Genomic DNA, 18,420 nt, shown 5'->3' with positions numbered 1-18,420 from the left:
CGCGACGCCGGTGACGAGGCGGGCGCCCGGGCACTGGCCTCGGAGATCGTGCGCTGGGCCGAGGCCATCGGCGCGCACCGCCTGGGCGCCCAGGCGGCCGCCTTCCTCGCCGGGTCCGATCCCACGGCACCCGGTCCCACGGACGCGGCCTGAACCTCGTACACCCCCTCGGTGACCCTGGAGCCGGGCCCGTGGGGCCCCGAAGCAGAACCGCCGCCGCGAGGCCGTCATCGTCTCCCGGCACGTGGCCCTGCCCGCCACCACGACCACCGAGGGGGCGGTCCACGGGGGTCAGCGCATCCAGGCGCTGTACTCCATCACGTCCCCGGCCTTCACCCCGTACCGGGGGTCGTCCCGGGTGAAGGTGGTCTCGAGGCCGAGGACGCTGCCGGTGCGCGGATCGAGGATGAGCATGCGCCGGGCGCCGGGGACGTCGTACGTGTACGCCTCCCCCGGCCGCCCGAGCCGGTCCGTCACCTGCCCGGCGGGGCGCAGGCCCTTGGCGTCGGCGAGGATCCGGACCAGCGCGGCGGACTCCCGGGCACCGAGTGTCCAGTGGTCCAGCAACTCCTGCACGGCGTCGAGGAGTTCGGACGTCGTCAGGGAGCCGGTGGCGGTGCGGGCGGTCTCGGCGAGGTAGTCCCGCAGGGCGGACGGCGCGTGCGGGGGCCGCGCCTCGGGCGGGGCGTCGCTCCAGCTCGGCGGGTAGGTGGTCCGGCTCAGCACGTGGCCGTCCGCCACCGTGTGCGGCGCGCCGCCCTCGTCGCTGAGGACCGGGCGGCCCGGGTGGCGCGGGTCGGTCGCCACGACGAGCTCGGTGTGGCTGTCGTCGGCGCTCCACCGCACCACGCGCTCCTCGGGGAGGGTCACCGGCGGCCTGTCGTCGCTCATGCCGAGGCTCCAGGACTGCACATGGGTGCCCTTGCGCAGGCCGGGCGAACCGCCCGTGGCGGCCGCGGCGGCCAGTTGGGCCATCCCGTCCAGCGGTACGGCCGTGGAGTGGGCGCGCACGGCCAGCGGGCGGGGCGCGGCCACGGCGGGCGGACTGCCCGGGCCGCCGAGCAGCGCGGTGAGCGTGGTGGCCAGCACGACGGCGGTGGCGGCCAGGCCCCACCACAGCCGGGGGCGCGGGGTGCGGAGCGGGGCGGGACGGCGTTCGTCCTCGCCGAGCAGCAGCTCCAGCCGCCGCTCGGCGCCGTGGTCGAGCGGACCGTCACCGAAGTACGGGCCGTGGGCCGGTACCGGGTCGGCACGGCGCAGGAGGTCGAGTTCGTCAGTCATCGCGGTGGTCCTTGCGCAGGGGTACGCCGACGGGGGCGGCGGAAGCGGAGTCGCCGGGACGGGATGGAAATGCCGGCTGGGCGCCTTCCCCGCTCACCTCCGTCGACGGTGAGGCGGTCGTCGGCGTCACCGGGGGCGTGCGATGCCCGGACTGCGACGCGTGCACGGACGTGCCGGGTCCCGACCGACGCCCGGCGAGCGCCACACCGTCCGATGCCTCGGAAGGCTGCTCGGGACGCGGCACGCCGTCCGGCGCCGCGGGACGCGCACGCTGCTCGGGGACCGCTGCCCTCGCGGGCGGTGCCGGGCGCATGCGGTCGATCTCGGCCCGCAGCCGGCGGCGGGCGCGGTGCAGGCGCATCGTCGCCGCGCGTCCGCCGCAGCCCAGGGCGACCGCGATCTGCGCGGCGTCGAGTTCCTCCCAGGCCGCGAGGCGCAGGACCTCCTGGTCGGCCGGGGAGAGCCGGTCCAGGGCCTCGTGCACCCAGGCGCCGGGCGTCTCCGCGTCCGGGCTGTCCACGATGTGCCGGCCGTGGGCGGCCTCGTCGTTGCCCAATCGGTCCACCAGCCGGCGCCGCCGCCCGTAGCCGCGTACCGCGTTCGCCAGGCAGTTGCGGGCCACCCCGTACAGCCAGGGCAGCGGCGCGTCCGGCAGGTCGCGCCGGCGCCGCCAGGCGACCGTGAACACCTCCGCCACCACTTCCTCCACCTCGTCGGCCCGTCCGGGCAGTCGCCGCGCGACATAGCGGCTGACGGCCCAGTAGTGCTCGCGATAGGCAGCGGCGAAGATCTCGTCGTTGCTCATGTTCCGTTCGTGTCCGGCACCGCCCGGATCGTCACACCGTTTTTCCGTGATGCTTCTCGCGTCGTCCGAGTGTGACCGGCGGGCCGGGCGCGTACACAGGCGGGGCGTGAAGAGGATCAGAGACTTCAGGGGCATCCGCGCCGTGCGGTGGCTGACGACCACCGATCACAAGACGATCGGGACCCTCTATTTGGTCACCGCGTTCGGGTTCTTCCTGATCGGTGGCGTGATGGCACTGATCATGCGCGCCGAGCTGGCCCGTCCCGGCCTGCAGATCATGTCGAACGAGCAGTTCAACCAGGCGTTCACGATGCACGGCACGATCATGCTGCTGATGTTCGCGACGCCGCTGTTCGCCGGCTTCGCGAACTGGATCATGCCGCTGCAGATCGGGGCGCCCGACGTGGCGTTCCCCCGGCTGAACATGTTCGCCTACTGGCTGTACCTGTTCGGCTCGCTGATCGCGGTGGGCGGCTTCCTCACCCCGCAGGGCGCGGCCGACTTCGGCTGGTTCGCCTACTCCCCGCTGTCGGACGCGGTCCGCTCCCCGGGTGTCGGCGCCGACATGTGGATCATGGGTCTGGCCATGTCCGGCTTCGGCACCATCCTCGGCTCGGTCAACTTCACCACCACGATCATCTGCATGCGCGCCCCGGGCATGACCATGTTCCGCATGCCGATCTTCGTGTGGAACGTGCTGCTGACCGGTGTCCTGGTCCTGCTGGCCTTCCCGGTCCTGGCGGCCGCGCTGTTCGCCCTGGAGGCGGACCGCAAGTTCGGTGCCCACGTCTTCGACGCCACCAACGGCGGAGCCCTGCTGTGGCAACACCTCTTCTGGTTCTTCGGACACCCGGAGGTGTACATCATCGCGCTGCCGTTCTTCGGCATCATCAGCGAAGTGATCCCGGTGTTCTCCCGCAAGCCGATGTTCGGCTACATGGGCCTGATCGCCGCGACCATCTCCATCGCCGGTCTGTCCGTGACCGTGTGGGCCCACCACATGTACGTCACCGGCGGTGTGCTGCTGCCCTTCTTCTCCTTCATGACGTTCCTGATCGCCGTACCGACCGGTGTGAAGTTCTTCAACTGGATCGGCACGATGTGGAAGGGCTCGCTGTCCTTCGAGACGCCGATGCTCTGGGTGATGGGATTCCTCGTCACGTTCGTCTTCGGCGGGCTGACCGGCGTCATGCTGGCCTCGCCGCCGGTCGACTTCGCCACCTCCGACTCCTATTTCGTGGTGGCCCACTTCCACTACGTCGTCTTCGGCACGGTCGTGTTCGCCATGTTCTCCGGCTTCCACTTCTGGTGGCCGAAGATGACCGGCAAGATGCTGGACGAGCGCCTCGGCAAGATGACGTTCTGGACGCTGTTCACCGGCTTCCACGGCACCTTCCTGGTCCAGCACTGGCTGGGCACGAACGGCATGCAGCGCCGGATTCCCGACTATCTCGCGGCCGAGGGGCTCACCACGCTCAACACGGTCTCGACGATCTTCTCGTTCCTGCTCGGCCTGTCGATGCTGCCGTTCCTGTACAACGTCTGGAAGACGGCCGAGTACGGCGAGCGGGTCGAGAGCGACGACCCGTGGGGCTACGGCCGTTCGCTGGAGTGGGCGACCTCCTGCCCGCCGCCGCGGCACAACTTCCTCACCGTGCCGCGGATCCGCAGCGAGTCCCCCGCCTTCGATCTGCACCACCCCGAAACGTCCGGTCGGCCAAGGGAGTTGAGCGCATCGTGACGGCGCAGGAGGAGCGGGCCCTCGTCCGGGAGATCGAGGGTCATCTGCTGCTCGCCGCCGCACGGCAGGAGGGACGTACGGCGGCGGCGCGCACCGCGTCCCGGCTGGGCTGGCTCACCGATGACCAACGAGACGTGTTGGAGCGGGAGTTCGAGGCGGAGTACCTGACGCTGTCCCGCCGGTCGTGGCAGCGCACCGCCGACCGCGCCGAGGAACTGCGGCAGACGTACGAGCGCCGCTACCGGGCGCTGCGGCAGCGCCTGCTGGCGTGTGTGCTGCTGGGGTGTGCGGTGCTCGCGGCGGCGGGCCTGCTGGTGGTGTCCGCCGCCGCGTAGGGCCGCCGCGGATCAGGTCCGGGACCACTTCTGGTTGTCGCCGCCGTTGCAGCTCCACAGCACCAGCGACGTGCCGTTGCCGGTCCCGGCGTTGTACGCGTCCAGACACAGGCTCGCGTGGACGTTGGTGATCGTGCCGTCGGCGTTCACCGTCCATTTCTGGTTGTCCTGGCCGTTGCAGTCCCAGATCACGACCTTGGTGCCGTCGGTGGTGCCGAGGTTGTAGGCGTCGAGGCACTTGTCGCCGTAGACGACGAGTTCCTTGCGTGAGGTGTACGTCCAGGCCTGGTTGGCGCCGCCGTTGCAGTCCCACAGTTCGGCCTGGGTGCCGTTGGTGAGGGTGCTGTCGTAGATGTCGGCGCACCGGCCGGACTGTCTGCCGACGACGAGGGTGCCGCCGGTGCCGGGTATCGGGTGGACCGTGATGCCGCCCAGGGCCGGACCTCCCGTGAAGGTGAGGGAGTTGGCGGCTCCCTTGGTGAGGTGCACCTGGACCGAGACCGTGCCCTGGGTGGAGCCGGTGGGCGGGAAGGAGACGGTCGTCGGGGTCTGGCCGTCCACCCGGAGGGTCGCGGTGACGGGCGTGGCGGCCGTGTTGGTGTAGGCGATGTCGACCACGCCCAGGCCGGTGCTCGCGGCGCTCACGCCGGTGTACGTGCCGGTGGACGTGGCGCTGTAGCCGCTGCTCGCCGCCTCGCTGCCGCTGACTTTCAACAGCACCGAGCCGCCCGCGGGAACGCTGGTGGTGTAGCTCGTGGCGTAGGAGCCCACGTCCTTCCGGGCCCACAGGTCCCGCACGGCGGCCGTGGCCCCGGTCAGACCCAGGTCGGACCAGCGGACGGTGATGTCCTGCGCGGCGGAGGTGCGGTTGAGCAGGACCACGGCCCGGTTGCCGGTGCCGGACAGGACCTTGCCGTAGACCCGGAGTCCGGTGGTGTCCTCGGCGACCTTGACGCCCTGCAGGCCGCGCGGGTCCTGGTCGACGGCGACGACCTCGGGGTTCTTCAGGATCGCGGCCGTCTCGCCGGACATGGCGGTGAGGTCGTTGCCGGCCAGCAGGGGGGCACCGGAGACCGCCCACAGGGCCATGTGGGTGCGGTTCTGCGCGGCGGTGAAGCCGGGCATGCCGACCATCAGCATGTCAGGGTCGTTGTAGTAACCGGTGTGCTGGGCGGCCGGATGCAGCGCCTGGTCGAAGTTGGACAACATGTTCGCCTGCGAGGGCGAGTTGCCGGAGTAGACGATGTCCGTGCTGGTGCGCCACATCGGGGCGAGGCCCGGCGCCCAGTTCCACGGGTTCTGCCTGCCCCAGTCGCAGACGGAGAGGGTGAGCGGGCGGCCGGTGGCCTGGGCGGCCCTGGCGACGGCCGAGCTGATCGCCTTGTACGTCGTCGCCGCGTCCAGTCCCTCGGCGTCGCCGCCGCACCAGTCGACCTTGACGAAGTCGAAGCCCCACTTCGAGAACTGGAGCATGTCCTGGTCGTAGTGGCCCTCGCTGCCGGTGTTCGGGGCGGCCGGGCGGCCGGTCGGGTAGTAGTAGCCGCAGCCGTTCTTGCCGGCGTCGGTGTAGATGCCGGCCTTCAGGCCCTTGCTGTGGATGTAGTCGGCGATGGCGCTCATCCCGCCGGGCCATGCACCGGTGTCGACGGTGATGTTGCCGTCGCCGTCGCGGGTGCCCTGCCACCAGCCCTCGTCGATGTTGACGTACTGGTATCCGGCGCCGGGGAGTCCGGCGGCGACGAACGCGTCGGTCTGCCGCCTGATGACGTCGTGGTCGATCTTCGCGGCGAAGCTGTTCCAGGAGGCCCAGCCCATCGGCGCCGCGGGGACGGCCACTTGGCGGAGCGTCGCCGCCCGGGCCGGGCCCGGCCCGGCGAACAGGAGCGTGGCGGCCGCGGTGAGGGCGAGGACGAGGGCGCGCACGGCGACGGCTCTGCAGCGTCTGACAAGTCCGGGTGGGGGGTACATCGGCTCCTCCGCATGCGGGACGGATTCCATTGTGGTCGATATTTCGAATGAGGATCGGTTGGCCGAACATGTTGCGGGCCGACCGTAGGGCCACCCAGGGGTGAAGTCAACGGATCCGGCAGGGGTGAAGTCGCCCGGAAATGAGGGGCGTTGGTGCTCGAACCGGTGTTGTCCCGCCATACTGGCCGTCGTGCGCGTTGCGATCATGACGGCGGGGTCCCGGGGCGATGTGGCCCCCTACACCGGACTGGGGCACCGGCTCGCCCGGGCCGGACACGAGGTCACCCTGGTCACCCACGCCCGCTTCGAGCCGCTGGTGGCGGGCTCCGGCGTACGGTTCCACGCGTTGCCGGTCGATCCCCTGGCGGAGCTGGAGTCCCCGCGCGGCCGGGGCCTGCACCGCAGTGCCAGCGGTGCCGGGAAGTTGCTGCGGGTGGTGGACCTGGCGCGGCGGCTGGTCGGGCGGATGACCGAGGATCTGCTGACGGCGGCCCGGGACGCCGAGGTGTTGCTGCTGTCCGCCTCGCTGGCTCCGCTCGGGCACGCGATCGCCGAGGGACTGCGGATGCCGAGCATGGGCGTCTATCTGCAACCCCTCGCCGCCACCCGGGAGTTCGCGCCTCCGGTGCTCGGTGGCGGCCGTTGGGGCGCTGCGGCCAACCGGATCGCCGGACTCGGTGTGGGCCTCGCCGTGGACCACGTCTTCGCGGCCACCGTTCCGGGGGTGCGCGCTGAGCTCGGTCTGCCTCCGGTGGGCACCGGCAGGGCGCGGCGGGCCCGCGAGCGCGGGCACTGGCCGGTGCACCACGGTTTCAGCCCCCTGGTGGTGCCCAGGCCCCGGGACTGGCGGGCCGGCCTCACGGTGAGCGGCTACTGGTGGCCGTACGACTCGGAGGCACGACTCCCCGGCCACCTGACGGAGTTCCTCGACGCCGGCCCGGCGCCGGTCTTCGTCGGACTGGGCAGTGCCACCGTGCCGGACGCGGCCCGGCTCAGCGCCCAGGTGCTCGGGGCGCTGCGGCGGGCGGGGCTGCGCGGGGTGATCCAGCGCGGCTGGGCCGGGCTCGCGGCCGCCGGTGACGACATGCTGACCATCGACGAGGTCCCGCACGCGCTGCTCTTCCCGCGGATGGCCGCGGTGGTCCACCACGCGGGCGCGGGGACGACCGCGGCGGGGCTGCGCGCCGGGGTGCCGGCCGTGCCGGTGCCGGTCCAGTTCGACGCGGGGTTCTGGTCCGCCCGGCTGGTCGCACTGGGGGTCGCCCCGGGCGTCGTACCGCTGCGCCGTCTCACCGTGGACACGCTGGCCCCCGCCCTGGCGCGGGCCACCCGGGAGCCGGGGTACCGGGAGCGGGCGCGCTGTCTGGGCGCCCGCATCCGTGACGAGGACGGTGCCGCGCCGGTACTCGCGGCGCTGGACCGGCTGGGCGGCTGACAGGCCGGCCGGAGCCGGCCCGCACGGATCAGTGGTTGGTGAGGACCATCCGGAAGCGCGCCTTGCCGGAGAGCATCTTCTGGTAGGCCGCGGTCACGTCGTCCAGCGGCACGGTCTCGGTCGTGGGGCGGATGCCGTGCAGGGCGCTGAACTCCATGGTGTCCTGCACGTCCTGCGAGGTGCCGGACGGGTGGCCGCGCACGACCCGGGCGCCCATGATCAGCTGCAGTGGGCTGATGCCCATCGCCTCGGGAACCGCGCCGATGGCCACGAGCTCACCGCGCGGTGCGAGGCCGTCCACGGTGGCCGTGATGGCCTCGGAGCTCCCCGCGGTGGCCAGGACGACGCTCGCGCCGCCGAGGGACTGCAGGGCCTCGGCGACCGGGGTGCCGGAGGTGCTGTCGACGTAGTGGTGCGCGCCGAGTTGCTTGGCGAAGTCGGCCTTCTCCGCGCCCCGGGCGATCGCCACGGTCTCGAAGCCCATCGCCGCCGCGTACTGCACCCCGAGGTGCCCGAGGCCGCCCAGACCGAGCACCGCGACCAGGTCCCCGGGCCGGGCGGAGCTGCGCCGCAGCCCGTTGTACGTGGTCACACCGGCGCAGGCCATGGGCCCGGCGTCGCTCGCCGCCAGCGCGTCCGGGATCCGGGCCAGGGCGTCGACGGGCGCGATCACCTTCTCCGCGAAGCCTCCGTCGTAGGCCCAGCCGGGGACCTTCAGGGTGGTGCACACGATGAAGTCGCCCCGCCGGCAGGACGGGCAGTGGCCGCAAGAGCCGCCGAACCAGCCGACCGCGACCCGGTCGCCGGCCTGGTAGCCCCAGTCCTGCGTGCCCTCGCCGAGCGCCTCGACGCGGCCGGCGATCTCGTGCCCGGCGACCACCGGGAACGTCAGGCCCGGCACGGCGGCGTTCACGAACATGGTGTCGCTGTGGCAGATGCCGCACGCCTCGACGGCGATCCTCACCTGACCGGGCCCCGGCTCGGACACCTCCCGTTCGACCAGTCCGAACGGGCCGCCCGCGCTCGTCACCTGCGCAACTCGATAGGTACTCATCACACTCTCCTGGGTCCGGCGGTGTGTCCTGCGTTCCGGGCACGGCTGCGCCCGCCCCCGCACCAGCAGACCAGTTCCGGGCCGATCCCGCGCGCCGAACCGCGGGGACCCGTGCCGACCTGGGCCGACAGGGCGGGCAGCGCGGTGTCACGCGGGCCGCAGCCGCCAGCCCTCCGGGCGCAGGATGCCCAGCAGCAACCGGACCAGCTCGTCCACCACCTCGTCCAGCGTGGCGTCCACCCAGCCGGCGCTCCAGTCGTGCAGCAGGCCGTTGACGCTGCCGACGAAGGCCGTCGCGGCGAGGCGGTAGTCGCGGGGCGCCGCCTCCCCGCGCGCCACGGCCGCGTCCGCCTCGGCGCGGATGAGGTCGATCCAGCGGGCCCGGCGGGCCAGCCGCTGCTCCTCCAGGCGGGGGCTGACGCCGACGATCTCCACGAAGGTGATGCGGATGCGGCGCGGGTCGGAGGTGACGTCGCGGGCGTAGGCCCGGAAGAGCACGCCGGCGCGTTCGGCCAGCGGCAGCCCGTCCGCCGTGGCGAGGGCGTCCAGCACCGCCTGTTCTGCCCAGTCGTTGACCTGGAGGTGCAGGGCGGCGAGCGCGTCCTCCAGGGTGCGGAACTCCTCGTAGAACTGACGCGTCGACAGGCCCGCGGCCTGGCTCAGGGCGGCGACCGTCGTGCCGCGGTAGCCGGGTGCACCGCCGAACAGCTCCAGGGCCGCGTCCAGGAATCGCCGGCGCCGCTCGGCCTGCCGTTCCTCGGCCGATCTGCCGCCGTAGCGGCCCGTCGGCGCCTTGAGCCTGCCCGTCACGTTTCCCCCTCCGTCCGCCGCCCGGCCACCCAATCTTGTCGTGCACACATCTTGTCGCGAAGGCCGTTCGTTCCTTACTTTTCAGTAAGTTCACTGTGAATGCGCCCGTGTTCAGATTTCCCGCACACTCCCCCGAGGAAAGAGAGCAGTCATGCCTGCCTCCAGAACCAGGCACCTGTGCTCCGTGGCCGCCGCCCTCGTCCTGACCGCCGCCGGCCCGGCGACCGCCGCCTCCGCCGCGAGTGGCAGCTCCGCCGGTCTGCGCGAGGTGCTGTTCGTCGGCAACAACTGGGACGGCACCGCCGACGTCATCAGGTCCTCCGGCGACTTCGCGAGGATCGGCCGGATCAACGTCGTCCCCGACAAGGCGGAGCGGCTGGCCGAGATCAACGCCGACCCGGTCAAGTGGATCTACTACACGTCCATCCGCAACCAGGTCGGCCAGGGACACGACCAGTACGTGGACGACATGTACTCCACGCCCGACGGCAGGTCCGTGGTCGTCTCCCGGCCCAGCTTCGCCGACGTCGTCTCCATCGACCTGGCCACCGACAGGATCAACTGGCGCTTTCCGGTGGCCGGTTACCGTGCCGACCACATGGCGGTCTCACCCGACGGCACCCGCGTCGCCGTCTCGGCGTCCACCGCGAACAAGGTGCAGGTGCTCGACATCGGCACCGGTAGGGAACTGGGTGAGTTCGGCACCGGCGACAAGCCGCACGAGAACTTCTTCACGAACGGCGGCACGTACATCTGGAACATGTCCATCGGCGAGGTGACCACGTCCCTCGACGACCCCGGCTGGGACTGGACCAAGGGCGACCGGCACATCACCGTCGTCGACGCGACCACGTTCAAGCAGGTCAGGACGATCGACATGCGGCAGCGGCTGGACGCGATCGGCCTGAAGGACTTCTCCGACGCCGTCCGGCCCGCCGCCTTCACCCCCGACTGGTCCAAGCTGTACTTCCAGGTGTCGTTCTTCAACGGCTTCCTGGAGTACGACGTCGCCGCGGACAGGATCACCCGGGTGAAGACGCTGCCGGAGAACCCGGCGACGAACCCGGACCGCACCACCTGGCTGCTGGACTCGCGCCACCACGGCATCTCCATGAACCCCGAGGGCACCAAGCTGTGCGTCGCCGGAACGATGGACAACTACGCCACCGTGGTCGACCGGGCCTCCTTCGACGTCGGCCCGCTGATCACCGCCTCCACGCCCTACTGGGCGACCGTGAGCGGCGACGGCAAGGACTGCGTCATCTCCGAGGCCGGCGCCGACCAGGTCACGGCCATCGACTTCGCCACCGGCCAGAAGGTGCTGTCCGTGCCGGTCGGCGACCACCCGCAGCGCGTCCGGCTGGGGCATGTCCAGGCCGACTGGACGGGTCCGACCGGGAGTTGAGCGCCGTACGGCCTCCGGGGTGACCCCACTCCTCCCGGGGCCGTACGGCTCCTGCCCGGCGGCTCAGAAGTGCGCCGCCGCCCACCCGGCCAGCTCGGACTCCGCCGCGCTCAGCAGGCCCGCCGAGGGCGCCGTGGCCCCGTTGGTCACCAGCGCGTAGTGCAGGGCGCCGGAGTCCGTGTCGGTGAGCAGCAGGCGGCGGCTGCCGGTGCCGCCCGGCTCGGGGGCGACGGCGACCGGGGTGGCGGCGCCGGTATAGACGGGCGGCGCGTACGCCGTTCCCAGGTCGGAGACGACGGTGGTGGACGCGGTGGGGAAGGACGCCGGCAGATGCAGTTCGGTGGGTGCGCTGCCGTCTCCGGAGCGCCACACCAGCAATCCGTACTGGCCGGAGCCCACCAGCTTCGCCACGTTCGGCAGCGAGGACGGGACCGGGTTCCAGGTGAGGGTGGTGGAGCCGTCGCGGGAGCGGTCCTCGTAGGTGAACGCGAGGGCCGTACCGGCCGTGGCGCTCGGGTAGAGGCGGTCCAGCAGCCGGGCGTCCTGGCGGAGGATGACGTTTCCGGAGTCGTCCAGGCGTACGGCGGAGAGGTCCTCGTCGTTCCAGGCGTCGCCGGAGGTGCGCACCTTGTCGGGGTTGCCGTTCATCAGCTCGTGGTGCCGGCCGTTGTAGAGGTCCCACTGCCACTGGGTGCCGGAGAGCACCGGACCGGAGGCGGCCGGGGTCTGCCACCAGCTCGCGCCCGGCACACGGGAGTCGAGGGCCTGGTACATGGCCTTCAGGACGGTCGGCGCCTTGTCGGAGACCGTCCCGGACAGCGGGTGGCCGAACTCACTGACCACGGCGGCGGTGCCGGCGGCCGCGGCGCGGTCGCGGACGGCGGCGAAGTCGGCGGCGTACTGGCCGTCGGCGGCCTTGCCCCACATCAGGATGCCGGAGATGGCCTTCTGGTCGTAGAAGTGGGTGTTGAAGACGTACCCCGGGCCGAGCGTGCCCGCGTCCAGCAGACCGCCCTCCTGCTTCTGGGTGGAGATGTTGGCGTTCCAGAACAGGTTGGGCTCCACGAGGGTGGGCCTGTCCTGCCAGCCGGCGGCGTCCATGCGGGCGCGGAACTTCTCGTAGAACGGCCACAGCAGGTCCTTCTCCCAGGTGCGGGAGGCCTGGCCGGAGTCGTACCGGCCCGCGTAGGGCTCGTTGTACGGGTCGAATCCCGCGATGCCCGCGAACTCGGCGGCGTTCAGGTGCTGTCGGAGGTAGGCCATGGCCGTCTGCGCGGTGGTGAGGAAGGCGTCCTGGAGGCCGTAGGTGTTGTGCCAGAAGTCGTATTGCGCCTGCTGCACGGCGGCGTTCTGGGTGATGTTCTGGCCCCAGAAGAGGCAGATGCCGCAGGACTCGGCCGGATAACTCCCCGCGTCCACCGCCCACTTGGGCGCCCCGTCGCCCGTGTACCAGCTGCCGCTGTTGAACAGGTGGCGGGAGTACAGGTCCTGGTGGAAGTCGGGGAAGACGCGGATGCCGGCGTCCAGGAAGGCGCGCATCTGCTCGGTGACGGCGGCCAGGTAGCCGGTGTCCACCTGGCCGCGCACCGGTTCGGCGTGCGCCCAGGAGAGCAGGAACCGTACGGTGTTCGCGCCACCGAGGGCGCGCAGCGCGGTCGCCGACTTCTCGGCGTCGGCCACCGAGGCGAAGGGCAGCCCGCCGTTCTCCTCGAGCTTGGTCTCGCCGGAGACGTTGTAGCCGCGCAGGACGATCTCACGCCCCTGGCCGTCGGTGAAGCGGCCGCCCTGCACGGTGAGCGGGGTGCCGTCGAACCAGAGGGAGTCGGCGGGGAGGGCGGGGGTGGCGGCGGTGGCGGGCGGGTGGCCCGTCACCGTCAGGAATCCGCAGAGGACGACCAGAACAACCAGCAGACGCACCCGGATATTCGGCATGTCCACCACAGTCCGGTGGGGTCCGGGCGGCGTCAATACCTTCTGACTCTTCAGTAAGTTGACTATCGGTCAGGGAGGTGACCGTTGAACTCCACGGCATGACCGGCGCCGACCGGCCGTTCGATGCCCAGGGTCGCCGCCTCACGGAAGCACACGTCCAGGCCGCACTCTCGATGCCCGGCGGTCGGCCTCGGCCGGGCCGAAACCGGAGGCGCGACGGGTGGTGGGCGTGCCGGGCGCGGCGGCCTCCCCCATCGGGACCAGCGGTGCGGACGGCCTGCTGGCATGCACGCAGCGCGCATGACTGGCCCTCTCTGCGTGACGACCGGCGCCGTGCGGCGCAGCGGACACCGGCGCCCGGCGACAATGAGTTAACGCTCAACAAATGCCCCGCCACAGCACTCGCCGTGACCAGGGCGCGGTCGTAGGGTGACGTACATCACGTCCGACGGCTGAAAATCCCTGGCTGAAGACCCTCTCCCGCACGGTCTGGAGGGCCCATGACCCACATCTCGGTGAACGTGGACGGCACGACGTACGAGGACGACGTGGAGCCCCGTCTCCTCCTGGCCCACTACCTGCGTGACCGCCTCGGCCTCACCGGCACCACGATCGGCTGCGACACCTCCAACTGCGGCACCTGCACGGTCGACCTGGACGGAGCCAGCGTGAAGAGCTGCTCGGTGCTCGCCGTGCAGGCGGACGGCTGCGCGGTGACGACGATCCAGGGGCTCGCCCGGGACGGCGAGTGGACGGCGCTCCAGCGCGCCTTCCACGAACAGCACGGCCTCCAGTGCGGCTACTGCACGCCGGGCATGATCATGGCCGCGCGCGATCTGCTGCGCGAGAACCCGCACCCCGACGCGGACGAGGTCCGGAAGGGCCTGGAGGGCAACCTCTGCCGCTGCACCGGTTACCAGAACATCGTCCGCGCGGTGCTCGCCGCGTCCGGGCAACCGGCTCATGCGGCTGCCGAGGAGGTCACGGCATGACCGGCCAGGCCGTCGAACGCGAGGTCGGACGCCGTCGGCTGCGCAAGGAGGACGCCCGGCTGATCACCGGCCAGACCAACTGGACCGACAACATCCAGGTGGCCGGACTGCTGCACCTGGCGATCCTGCGCAGCCCGATGGCCCACGCCCGCGTCACCCGCGTCGACGTCTCCCCGGCCCTCGAATACCCCGGTGTCGTCGCGGCGTTCTGCGGCGCCGACCTCGCCGAGGGGCTGGGCTCGCTGCCCTGCGCCTGGCCGGTGACCGAGGACATCGTGCTGCCCGACCACCCGCCGGTCGCCGTCGACGAGGTCCGCTACGCGGGCGACCCGGTCGCGGTCGTGGTGGCCCGCGACCGGTACGCGGCCGCCGACGCCCTGGAGGCGATCGAGGTCGACTACGACCCGCTGCCCCCGGTCCTCGACCTGGAGGCGGCGCTGGCGGAAGGCGCCCCGCTGGTCCACACCGGCAAGGGCACCAACCGCTGCTACACCTGGCCGCTCGCCACCGGCGAGAGCTTCGCGGCGGTGCGGGACCGCGCCGAGGTGACGCTCGAGCGCCGCTACCACCAGCAGCGGCTGATCCCCAACGCCATGGAGCCGCGCGCCGTCGTCGTCACCCCGATCGCCGCATCCGGCGAGTACACCGTGTACTCGGCGACCCAGATCCCGCACATCCTGCGGATCATGCTGTCCACGGTCACCGGCATCCCCGAGCACAAGCTCCGGGTGATCGCCCCGGACGTGGGCGGCGGCTTCGGCTCCAAGCTCCAGGTGTACGGCGAGGAGGCCCTCGCGCTCGCGGTCGCTCGCAAGCTCGGCCGGCCGGTGAAGTGGACCGAGTCCCGTTCCGAGGGCGCGCTCGCCACCCACCACGGCCGCGGCATGATCCAGGACGTCGAGGTGGCCGCCACCCGCGAGGGAAAGGTGCTCGGCCTGAAGGTCGGCCTGCTCGCCGACATGGGCGCCTACCTGATGCTCGTCACCCCCGGCATCCCGATCCTCGGCGCCTTCATGTACCCGGCGATCTACAAGATGGACGCCTACGAGTTCACCTGCACCGGGGTCTTCACCACCCGCACGCCCACCGACGCCTACCGCGGCGCCGGGCGCCCCGAGGCGACCTTCGCCATCGAGCGGACCATGGACGAGCTGGCCGCCGAACTCGGCCTGGATCCGTTGGAGTTGAGGCGCCGGAACTGGATCCGGCACGACGAGTTCCCGTACACCTCGATCGCCGGGCTGACCTACGACAGCGGCAACTACGAGGCGGCCACCGACAAGGCGCTCGCCCTGTTCGGGTACGACGACCTGCGCGCCGAGCAGCGGGGGCGCAACGAGCGCGGCGATCCGGTGCGGCTCGGCATCGGCGTGTCGACGTACACCGAGATGTGCGGGCTCGCGCCGAGCCGGGTGCTGCGCGACCTCAGGTACGGCGCCGGCGGCTGGGAGGCGGCGAGCATCCGCATGCTGCCCACCGGCAAGGTCGAGGTCGTCACCGGCACCAGCCCGCACGGGCAGGGCCACGAGACCTGCTGGAGCCAGATCGCGGCCGACGTGCTCGGCGTGCCCTTCGAGGACGTCGAGGTGGTGCACGGCGACACCAGGGCGGCCCCGCAGGGCATGGACACCTACGGATCGCGGTCGCTGGCCGTCGGCGGCGAGGCCGTGCACCGGGCCGCGAGGACGGTCGTCGAGAAGGCGCGGAAGGTCGCCGCCCATCTGCTGGAGGCCAGCGAGCAGGACCTGGAGTTCAGCGACGGCGTGTTCTCCGTGAAGGGCTCACCGGAGGCCCGCAGGACCATCCAGGAGATCGCCTTCGAGACGTTCACCAACCACGACCTGCCCGACGGCCTCGAGCCCACCATCAACGCCGAGCATGTGGTGGACCCGGAGAACTTCTCCTACCCGCACGGCACCCACCTGTGCGCGGTCGAGGTGGACACGGAGACCGGGCGGACGCTCATCAGGTCGTACGTCTGCGTCGACGACGTCGGCCGGGTCGTCAACCCGATGATCGTCGAGGGCCAGGTGCACGGCGGGCTCGCGCAGGGCATCGCGCAGGCGCTGTACGAGGAGGCCGTGTACGACGACGACGGCAACCTGGTGTCCGGCACCCTGGCCGACTACCTCGTGCCGTCGGCGGCCGACCTGCCCGACTTCGTCACCGACCGGACGGAGACACCGGCGGCCTCGAACGCCCTCGGTGTCAAGGGCGTGGGCGAGGCGGGGACGATCGCGTCGACACCCGCCGTGGTCAACGCCGTTGTGGACGCGCTCAGGCCGCTCGGGGTGCGGGACGTGCGGATGCCGTGTTCACCGCACCGGGTGTGGCAGGCGATCCAGGAGGCGCGCTCCGGTACGGCCGGCGGGACCGGCGGCACGGGTCCCGCCCGGTCCGGGCAGTCCGGCCGGGCGGCCCGGTCGGGCGAGCCGGGTCAGCACGGTCAGCCGGGTGAGGAGGGCTCGGCATGATTCCCCCCGCGTTCGAGTACACCCGTCCGGACAGCGTCGCGGAGGCGGTACGCGCGCTCGCCGGCGCGGGCGAGGAGGCGAAGGTGCTGGCCGGCGGGCAGAGCCTGGTGCCGCTGCTGCGGCTGCGGCTGGCCTTCCCGGAACTGCTCGTGGACGTGGGCCGGATCCCCGAGCTGCGCGGAGTGCGGGAGGACGGTGACACGCTCGTCATCGGTGCGATGACCACGCACCACGAGGTGGTGCACGACCCGCTGGTGCGCCGGCACGCCGGGCTGCTGGCGGAGGCGACCGCCACGGTGGCCGACCCGGCCGTCCGCCACCGGGGCACCCTCGGCGGCTCGCTCGCCCACGCCGACCCGGCCGGTGACCTGCCCGCCGTGGCCCTCGCCCTGGACGCCGAACTGGTCGTGGCCGGTCCCGCCGGGCGCCGGACCATCGCCGCGCGCGAGTTCTTCGTGGACTACCTGCAGTCGGCGCTCGCCGACGACGAACTGCTGCTGGAGGTGCGCATCCCGAAGACGGACGGCTGGGGCTTCCACTACGAGAAGTTCCACCCCGTCGCCCAGTCCTGGGCCACCGTCGGCGTCGCCGCGCTGGTGCGCAGCGACGAAGGGCGGATCGCCGAGGCACGTGTCGGGCTGACCAACATGGGGGCGACCCCGCTCAGGGCGACCGCGGCCGAGGAGGCGCTGGCGGGCGCCGACGGGCCGCAGGCCGTGGCCCGGGCCGCCCGGGCGGCGGCGGAAGGGACCCGGCCGGCGCAGGATCTGTCCGCCTCGCCCGAGTACCGGCGGCACCTGGCACGCGTGCTGACCAGGCGGGCGGTGCTGACCGCCACCGGAATGGGGTGAGCGCCGATCATCGAGATGGACGACCCGGAGCGGGTGCGGGCCCGCCTGGAGGAGACGGGTTACCTCGTCGACGAAGGGCTGGCCGTCACCTGCTTCCTGGCCCTGAGGCTGCACCGGCCGCTGTTCTGCGAGGGCGACGCGGGCGTGGGCAAGACCGCGCTCGCCTCCGCCCTCGCCGAGGCGCTCGGCGCGCCGCTGATCCGGCTGCAGTGCCACGAGGGCATCGACGCCTCGCAGGCCCTGTACGACTGGGACTTCCCGCGCCAGCTGCTGCACCTGCGGGCCGCCGAGGCGGCCGGGGTCACGGACGCGGACCGGCTGGAGAGCGAGCTGTACGACCGCCGTTTCCTCATCGCCCGGCCGCTGCTCCAGGCCCTGCAGACCCAGCCGTCGGTGCTGCTGGTGGACGAGATCGACCGGGCCGACGACGAGTTCGAGGCGTTCCTGCTGGAGCTGCTGTCCGAGTACTCCGTGACCATCCCGGAGCTGGGCACGCTGCGCGCCGAGCATCCGCCGGTGGCCGTGCTGACCTCGAACCGCACCCGCGAGGTGCACGACGCGCTGAAACGGCGGTGCCTGTACCACTGGTTCGACCACCCCTCCTTCGCGCGCGAACTGGCCATCGTGCGCCGCCGGTTGCCTCAGGTGTCGGCGCGGCTGGCCGAGCAGGTCACGGCGCTGGTGCAGGCGCTGCGGGGCGCGGACCTCCTCAAACCGCCCGGGGTGGCCGAGACCCTCGACTGGGCCGAGGCCCTGGACGCGCTGGGGGCGAGCGAGGTGGACGCCGAGCTGGCGGTGGCGACGCTGGGCTCCGTACTGAAGTACCGGGAGGACGCGGACCGGGCACGGGGGCTCGATCTCGCGGCGGTCCTCGCGGCCCGGGGCGGGTGAGGGCGGTGGGCACGACCGGGAACGGGACGGACCGGCCGCGGGGGCCGGACGCCGTACGGCACCAGAGGGACGCCGAACGCCTCGGCACCGCCGCCGCACGCCTCGGAGCAGACGCGCAGCCCCTCGGGGCCGACGCCGTGCTGGTCGGCTTCGTGCGGGCGGTGCGCGCGGCCGGTGTCGGGGCGAGCACCGAGCGTCTGCACGCCTTCCTGCGGGCCGTGGCCGCCCTGCGGCCGGGGGTGCGGGCGGACGTGTACTGGGCGGGGCGGGCGACGCTGTGCGGCGGGCACGACGATCTGGAGCGGTACGAGCGGGTGTTCGCCGCCTACTTCGGTTCCGCCGGCGAGCAGCCCCGTCGGGCGGTGCGCGCCGCTCCCCCGCCCCGGCCGCGGCTCGTCACCCGGGAGGCGCCCACGGGACCCCGTACGCGGGGCGAGGGCGAGCCG

Annotated in this window: 13 protein-coding genes and 2 pseudogenes; 9 read left to right on the top strand and 6 right to left on the bottom strand. The window is 72.3% G+C overall.

Annotated elements, in window-relative coordinates:
* Positions 1-291: 291 nt before the first annotated feature.
* Both ABT288_RS45015 and ABT288_RS45010 read right to left on the bottom strand, forming a co-directional pair.
* On the bottom strand, positions 292-1,281 hold the full coding sequence (locus ABT288_RS45015) for a CU044_5270 family protein (protein WP_351621356.1): 990 nt from the start codon (positions 1,279-1,281) through the stop codon (positions 292-294).
* Between the two features lie 301 nt (positions 1,282-1,582).
* Positions 1,583-2,086 (bottom strand): annotated as a pseudogene (locus ABT288_RS45010) (RNA polymerase sigma factor); the annotation flags it as partial.
* Positions 2,087-2,192: 106 nt separating this feature from the next.
* On the opposite strand from ABT288_RS45010, the gene ctaD reads away from it, so the two are divergent.
* Positions 2,193-3,827: an aa3-type cytochrome oxidase subunit I gene (ctaD, locus tag ABT288_RS45005; protein WP_351621353.1), complete on the top strand. Its 1,635-nt coding sequence runs from the start codon at positions 2,193-2,195 to the stop codon at positions 3,825-3,827.
* Positions 3,824-4,162, top strand: a complete 339-nt coding sequence (locus tag ABT288_RS45000; RefSeq protein ID WP_351621351.1) for a hypothetical protein — start codon at positions 3,824-3,826, stop codon at positions 4,160-4,162. The genes ctaD and ABT288_RS45000 overlap by 4 nt, the downstream gene beginning before the upstream one ends.
* A 12-nt stretch (positions 4,163-4,174) precedes the next feature.
* On the opposite strand, the gene ABT288_RS44995 is transcribed toward ABT288_RS45000, so the two are convergent.
* The gene (locus ABT288_RS44995; RefSeq protein ID WP_351621348.1) at positions 4,175-6,130 is read right to left on the bottom strand and encodes a ricin-type beta-trefoil lectin domain protein; all 1,956 of its coding nucleotides are present in this window, start codon (positions 6,128-6,130) and stop codon (positions 4,175-4,177) included.
* 205 nt (positions 6,131-6,335) lie between these two features.
* Between ABT288_RS44995 and ABT288_RS44990 the strand changes: the two genes are divergently transcribed.
* Positions 6,336-7,565 (top strand): glycosyltransferase, encoded by a 1,230-nt coding sequence (locus ABT288_RS44990; RefSeq protein ID WP_351621358.1) that lies wholly within the window; start codon positions 6,336-6,338, stop codon positions 7,563-7,565.
* Positions 7,566-7,593: 28 nt separating this feature from the next.
* Here ABT288_RS44990 and ABT288_RS44985 read toward each other — a convergent pair whose 3' ends face one another.
* Together ABT288_RS44985 and ABT288_RS44980 are read right to left on the bottom strand one after the other, a co-directional pair.
* Positions 7,594-8,619 (bottom strand): alcohol dehydrogenase catalytic domain-containing protein, encoded by a 1,026-nt coding sequence (locus ABT288_RS44985; RefSeq protein WP_351621345.1) that lies wholly within the window; start codon positions 8,617-8,619, stop codon positions 7,594-7,596.
* Positions 8,620-8,766: 147 nt separating this feature from the next.
* The gene (locus tag ABT288_RS44980; protein ID WP_351621342.1) at positions 8,767-9,429 is read right to left on the bottom strand and encodes a TetR/AcrR family transcriptional regulator; all 663 of its coding nucleotides are present in this window, start codon (positions 9,427-9,429) and stop codon (positions 8,767-8,769) included.
* 151 nt (positions 9,430-9,580) lie between these two features.
* Here ABT288_RS44980 and ABT288_RS44975 point away from each other — a divergent pair, with 151 nt between their 5' ends.
* A complete protein-coding gene (locus ABT288_RS44975) occupies positions 9,581-10,834 on the top strand; it encodes a YncE family protein (RefSeq protein WP_351621339.1) in 1,254 nt (417 codons plus the stop codon).
* Between the two features lie 63 nt (positions 10,835-10,897).
* Here ABT288_RS44975 and ABT288_RS44970 read toward each other — a convergent pair whose 3' ends face one another.
* Positions 10,898-12,766 carry a cellulase family glycosylhydrolase gene (locus ABT288_RS44970; RefSeq protein ID WP_351621336.1) on the bottom strand — a complete coding sequence of 623 codons (1,869 nt, stop codon included), beginning with the start codon at positions 12,764-12,766 and terminating at the stop codon, positions 10,898-10,900.
* A gap of 500 nt (positions 12,767-13,266) precedes the next feature.
* Between ABT288_RS44970 and ABT288_RS44965 the strand changes: the two genes are divergently transcribed.
* The 5 genes and pseudogenes from ABT288_RS44965 to ABT288_RS44945 form a co-directional block, all read left to right on the top strand.
* Positions 13,267-13,758, top strand: a complete 492-nt coding sequence (locus ABT288_RS44965) for a (2Fe-2S)-binding protein (protein WP_351621334.1) — start codon at positions 13,267-13,269, stop codon at positions 13,756-13,758.
* Entirely contained in the window at positions 13,755-16,232 is a 2,478-nt protein-coding gene (locus ABT288_RS44960; RefSeq protein ID WP_351621331.1) for a xanthine dehydrogenase family protein molybdopterin-binding subunit, read from the top strand. The genes ABT288_RS44965 and ABT288_RS44960 overlap by 4 nt, the downstream gene beginning before the upstream one ends.
* Complete coding sequence (locus tag ABT288_RS44955) at positions 16,229-17,083, top strand: FAD binding domain-containing protein (RefSeq protein WP_351621328.1); 855 nt, start codon at positions 16,229-16,231, stop codon at positions 17,081-17,083. The genes ABT288_RS44960 and ABT288_RS44955 overlap by 4 nt, the downstream gene beginning before the upstream one ends.
* A 15-nt stretch (positions 17,084-17,098) precedes the next feature.
* Positions 17,099-17,974, top strand: a complete 876-nt coding sequence (locus ABT288_RS44950; protein WP_351621325.1) for an AAA family ATPase — start codon at positions 17,099-17,101, stop codon at positions 17,972-17,974.
* A 5-nt stretch (positions 17,975-17,979) separates the two neighbouring features.
* Positions 17,980-18,420, top strand: a pseudogene (locus ABT288_RS44945) (hypothetical protein); the annotation flags it as partial.

The organism is Streptomyces sp. NPDC001093 (genome assembly GCF_040298985.1).
Lineage (GTDB): Bacteria > Actinomycetota > Actinomycetes > Streptomycetales > Streptomycetaceae > Streptomyces.
Note: the sequence above shows the minus strand (reverse complement) of the source record. Positions and strands in the feature narration are given on the sequence as shown.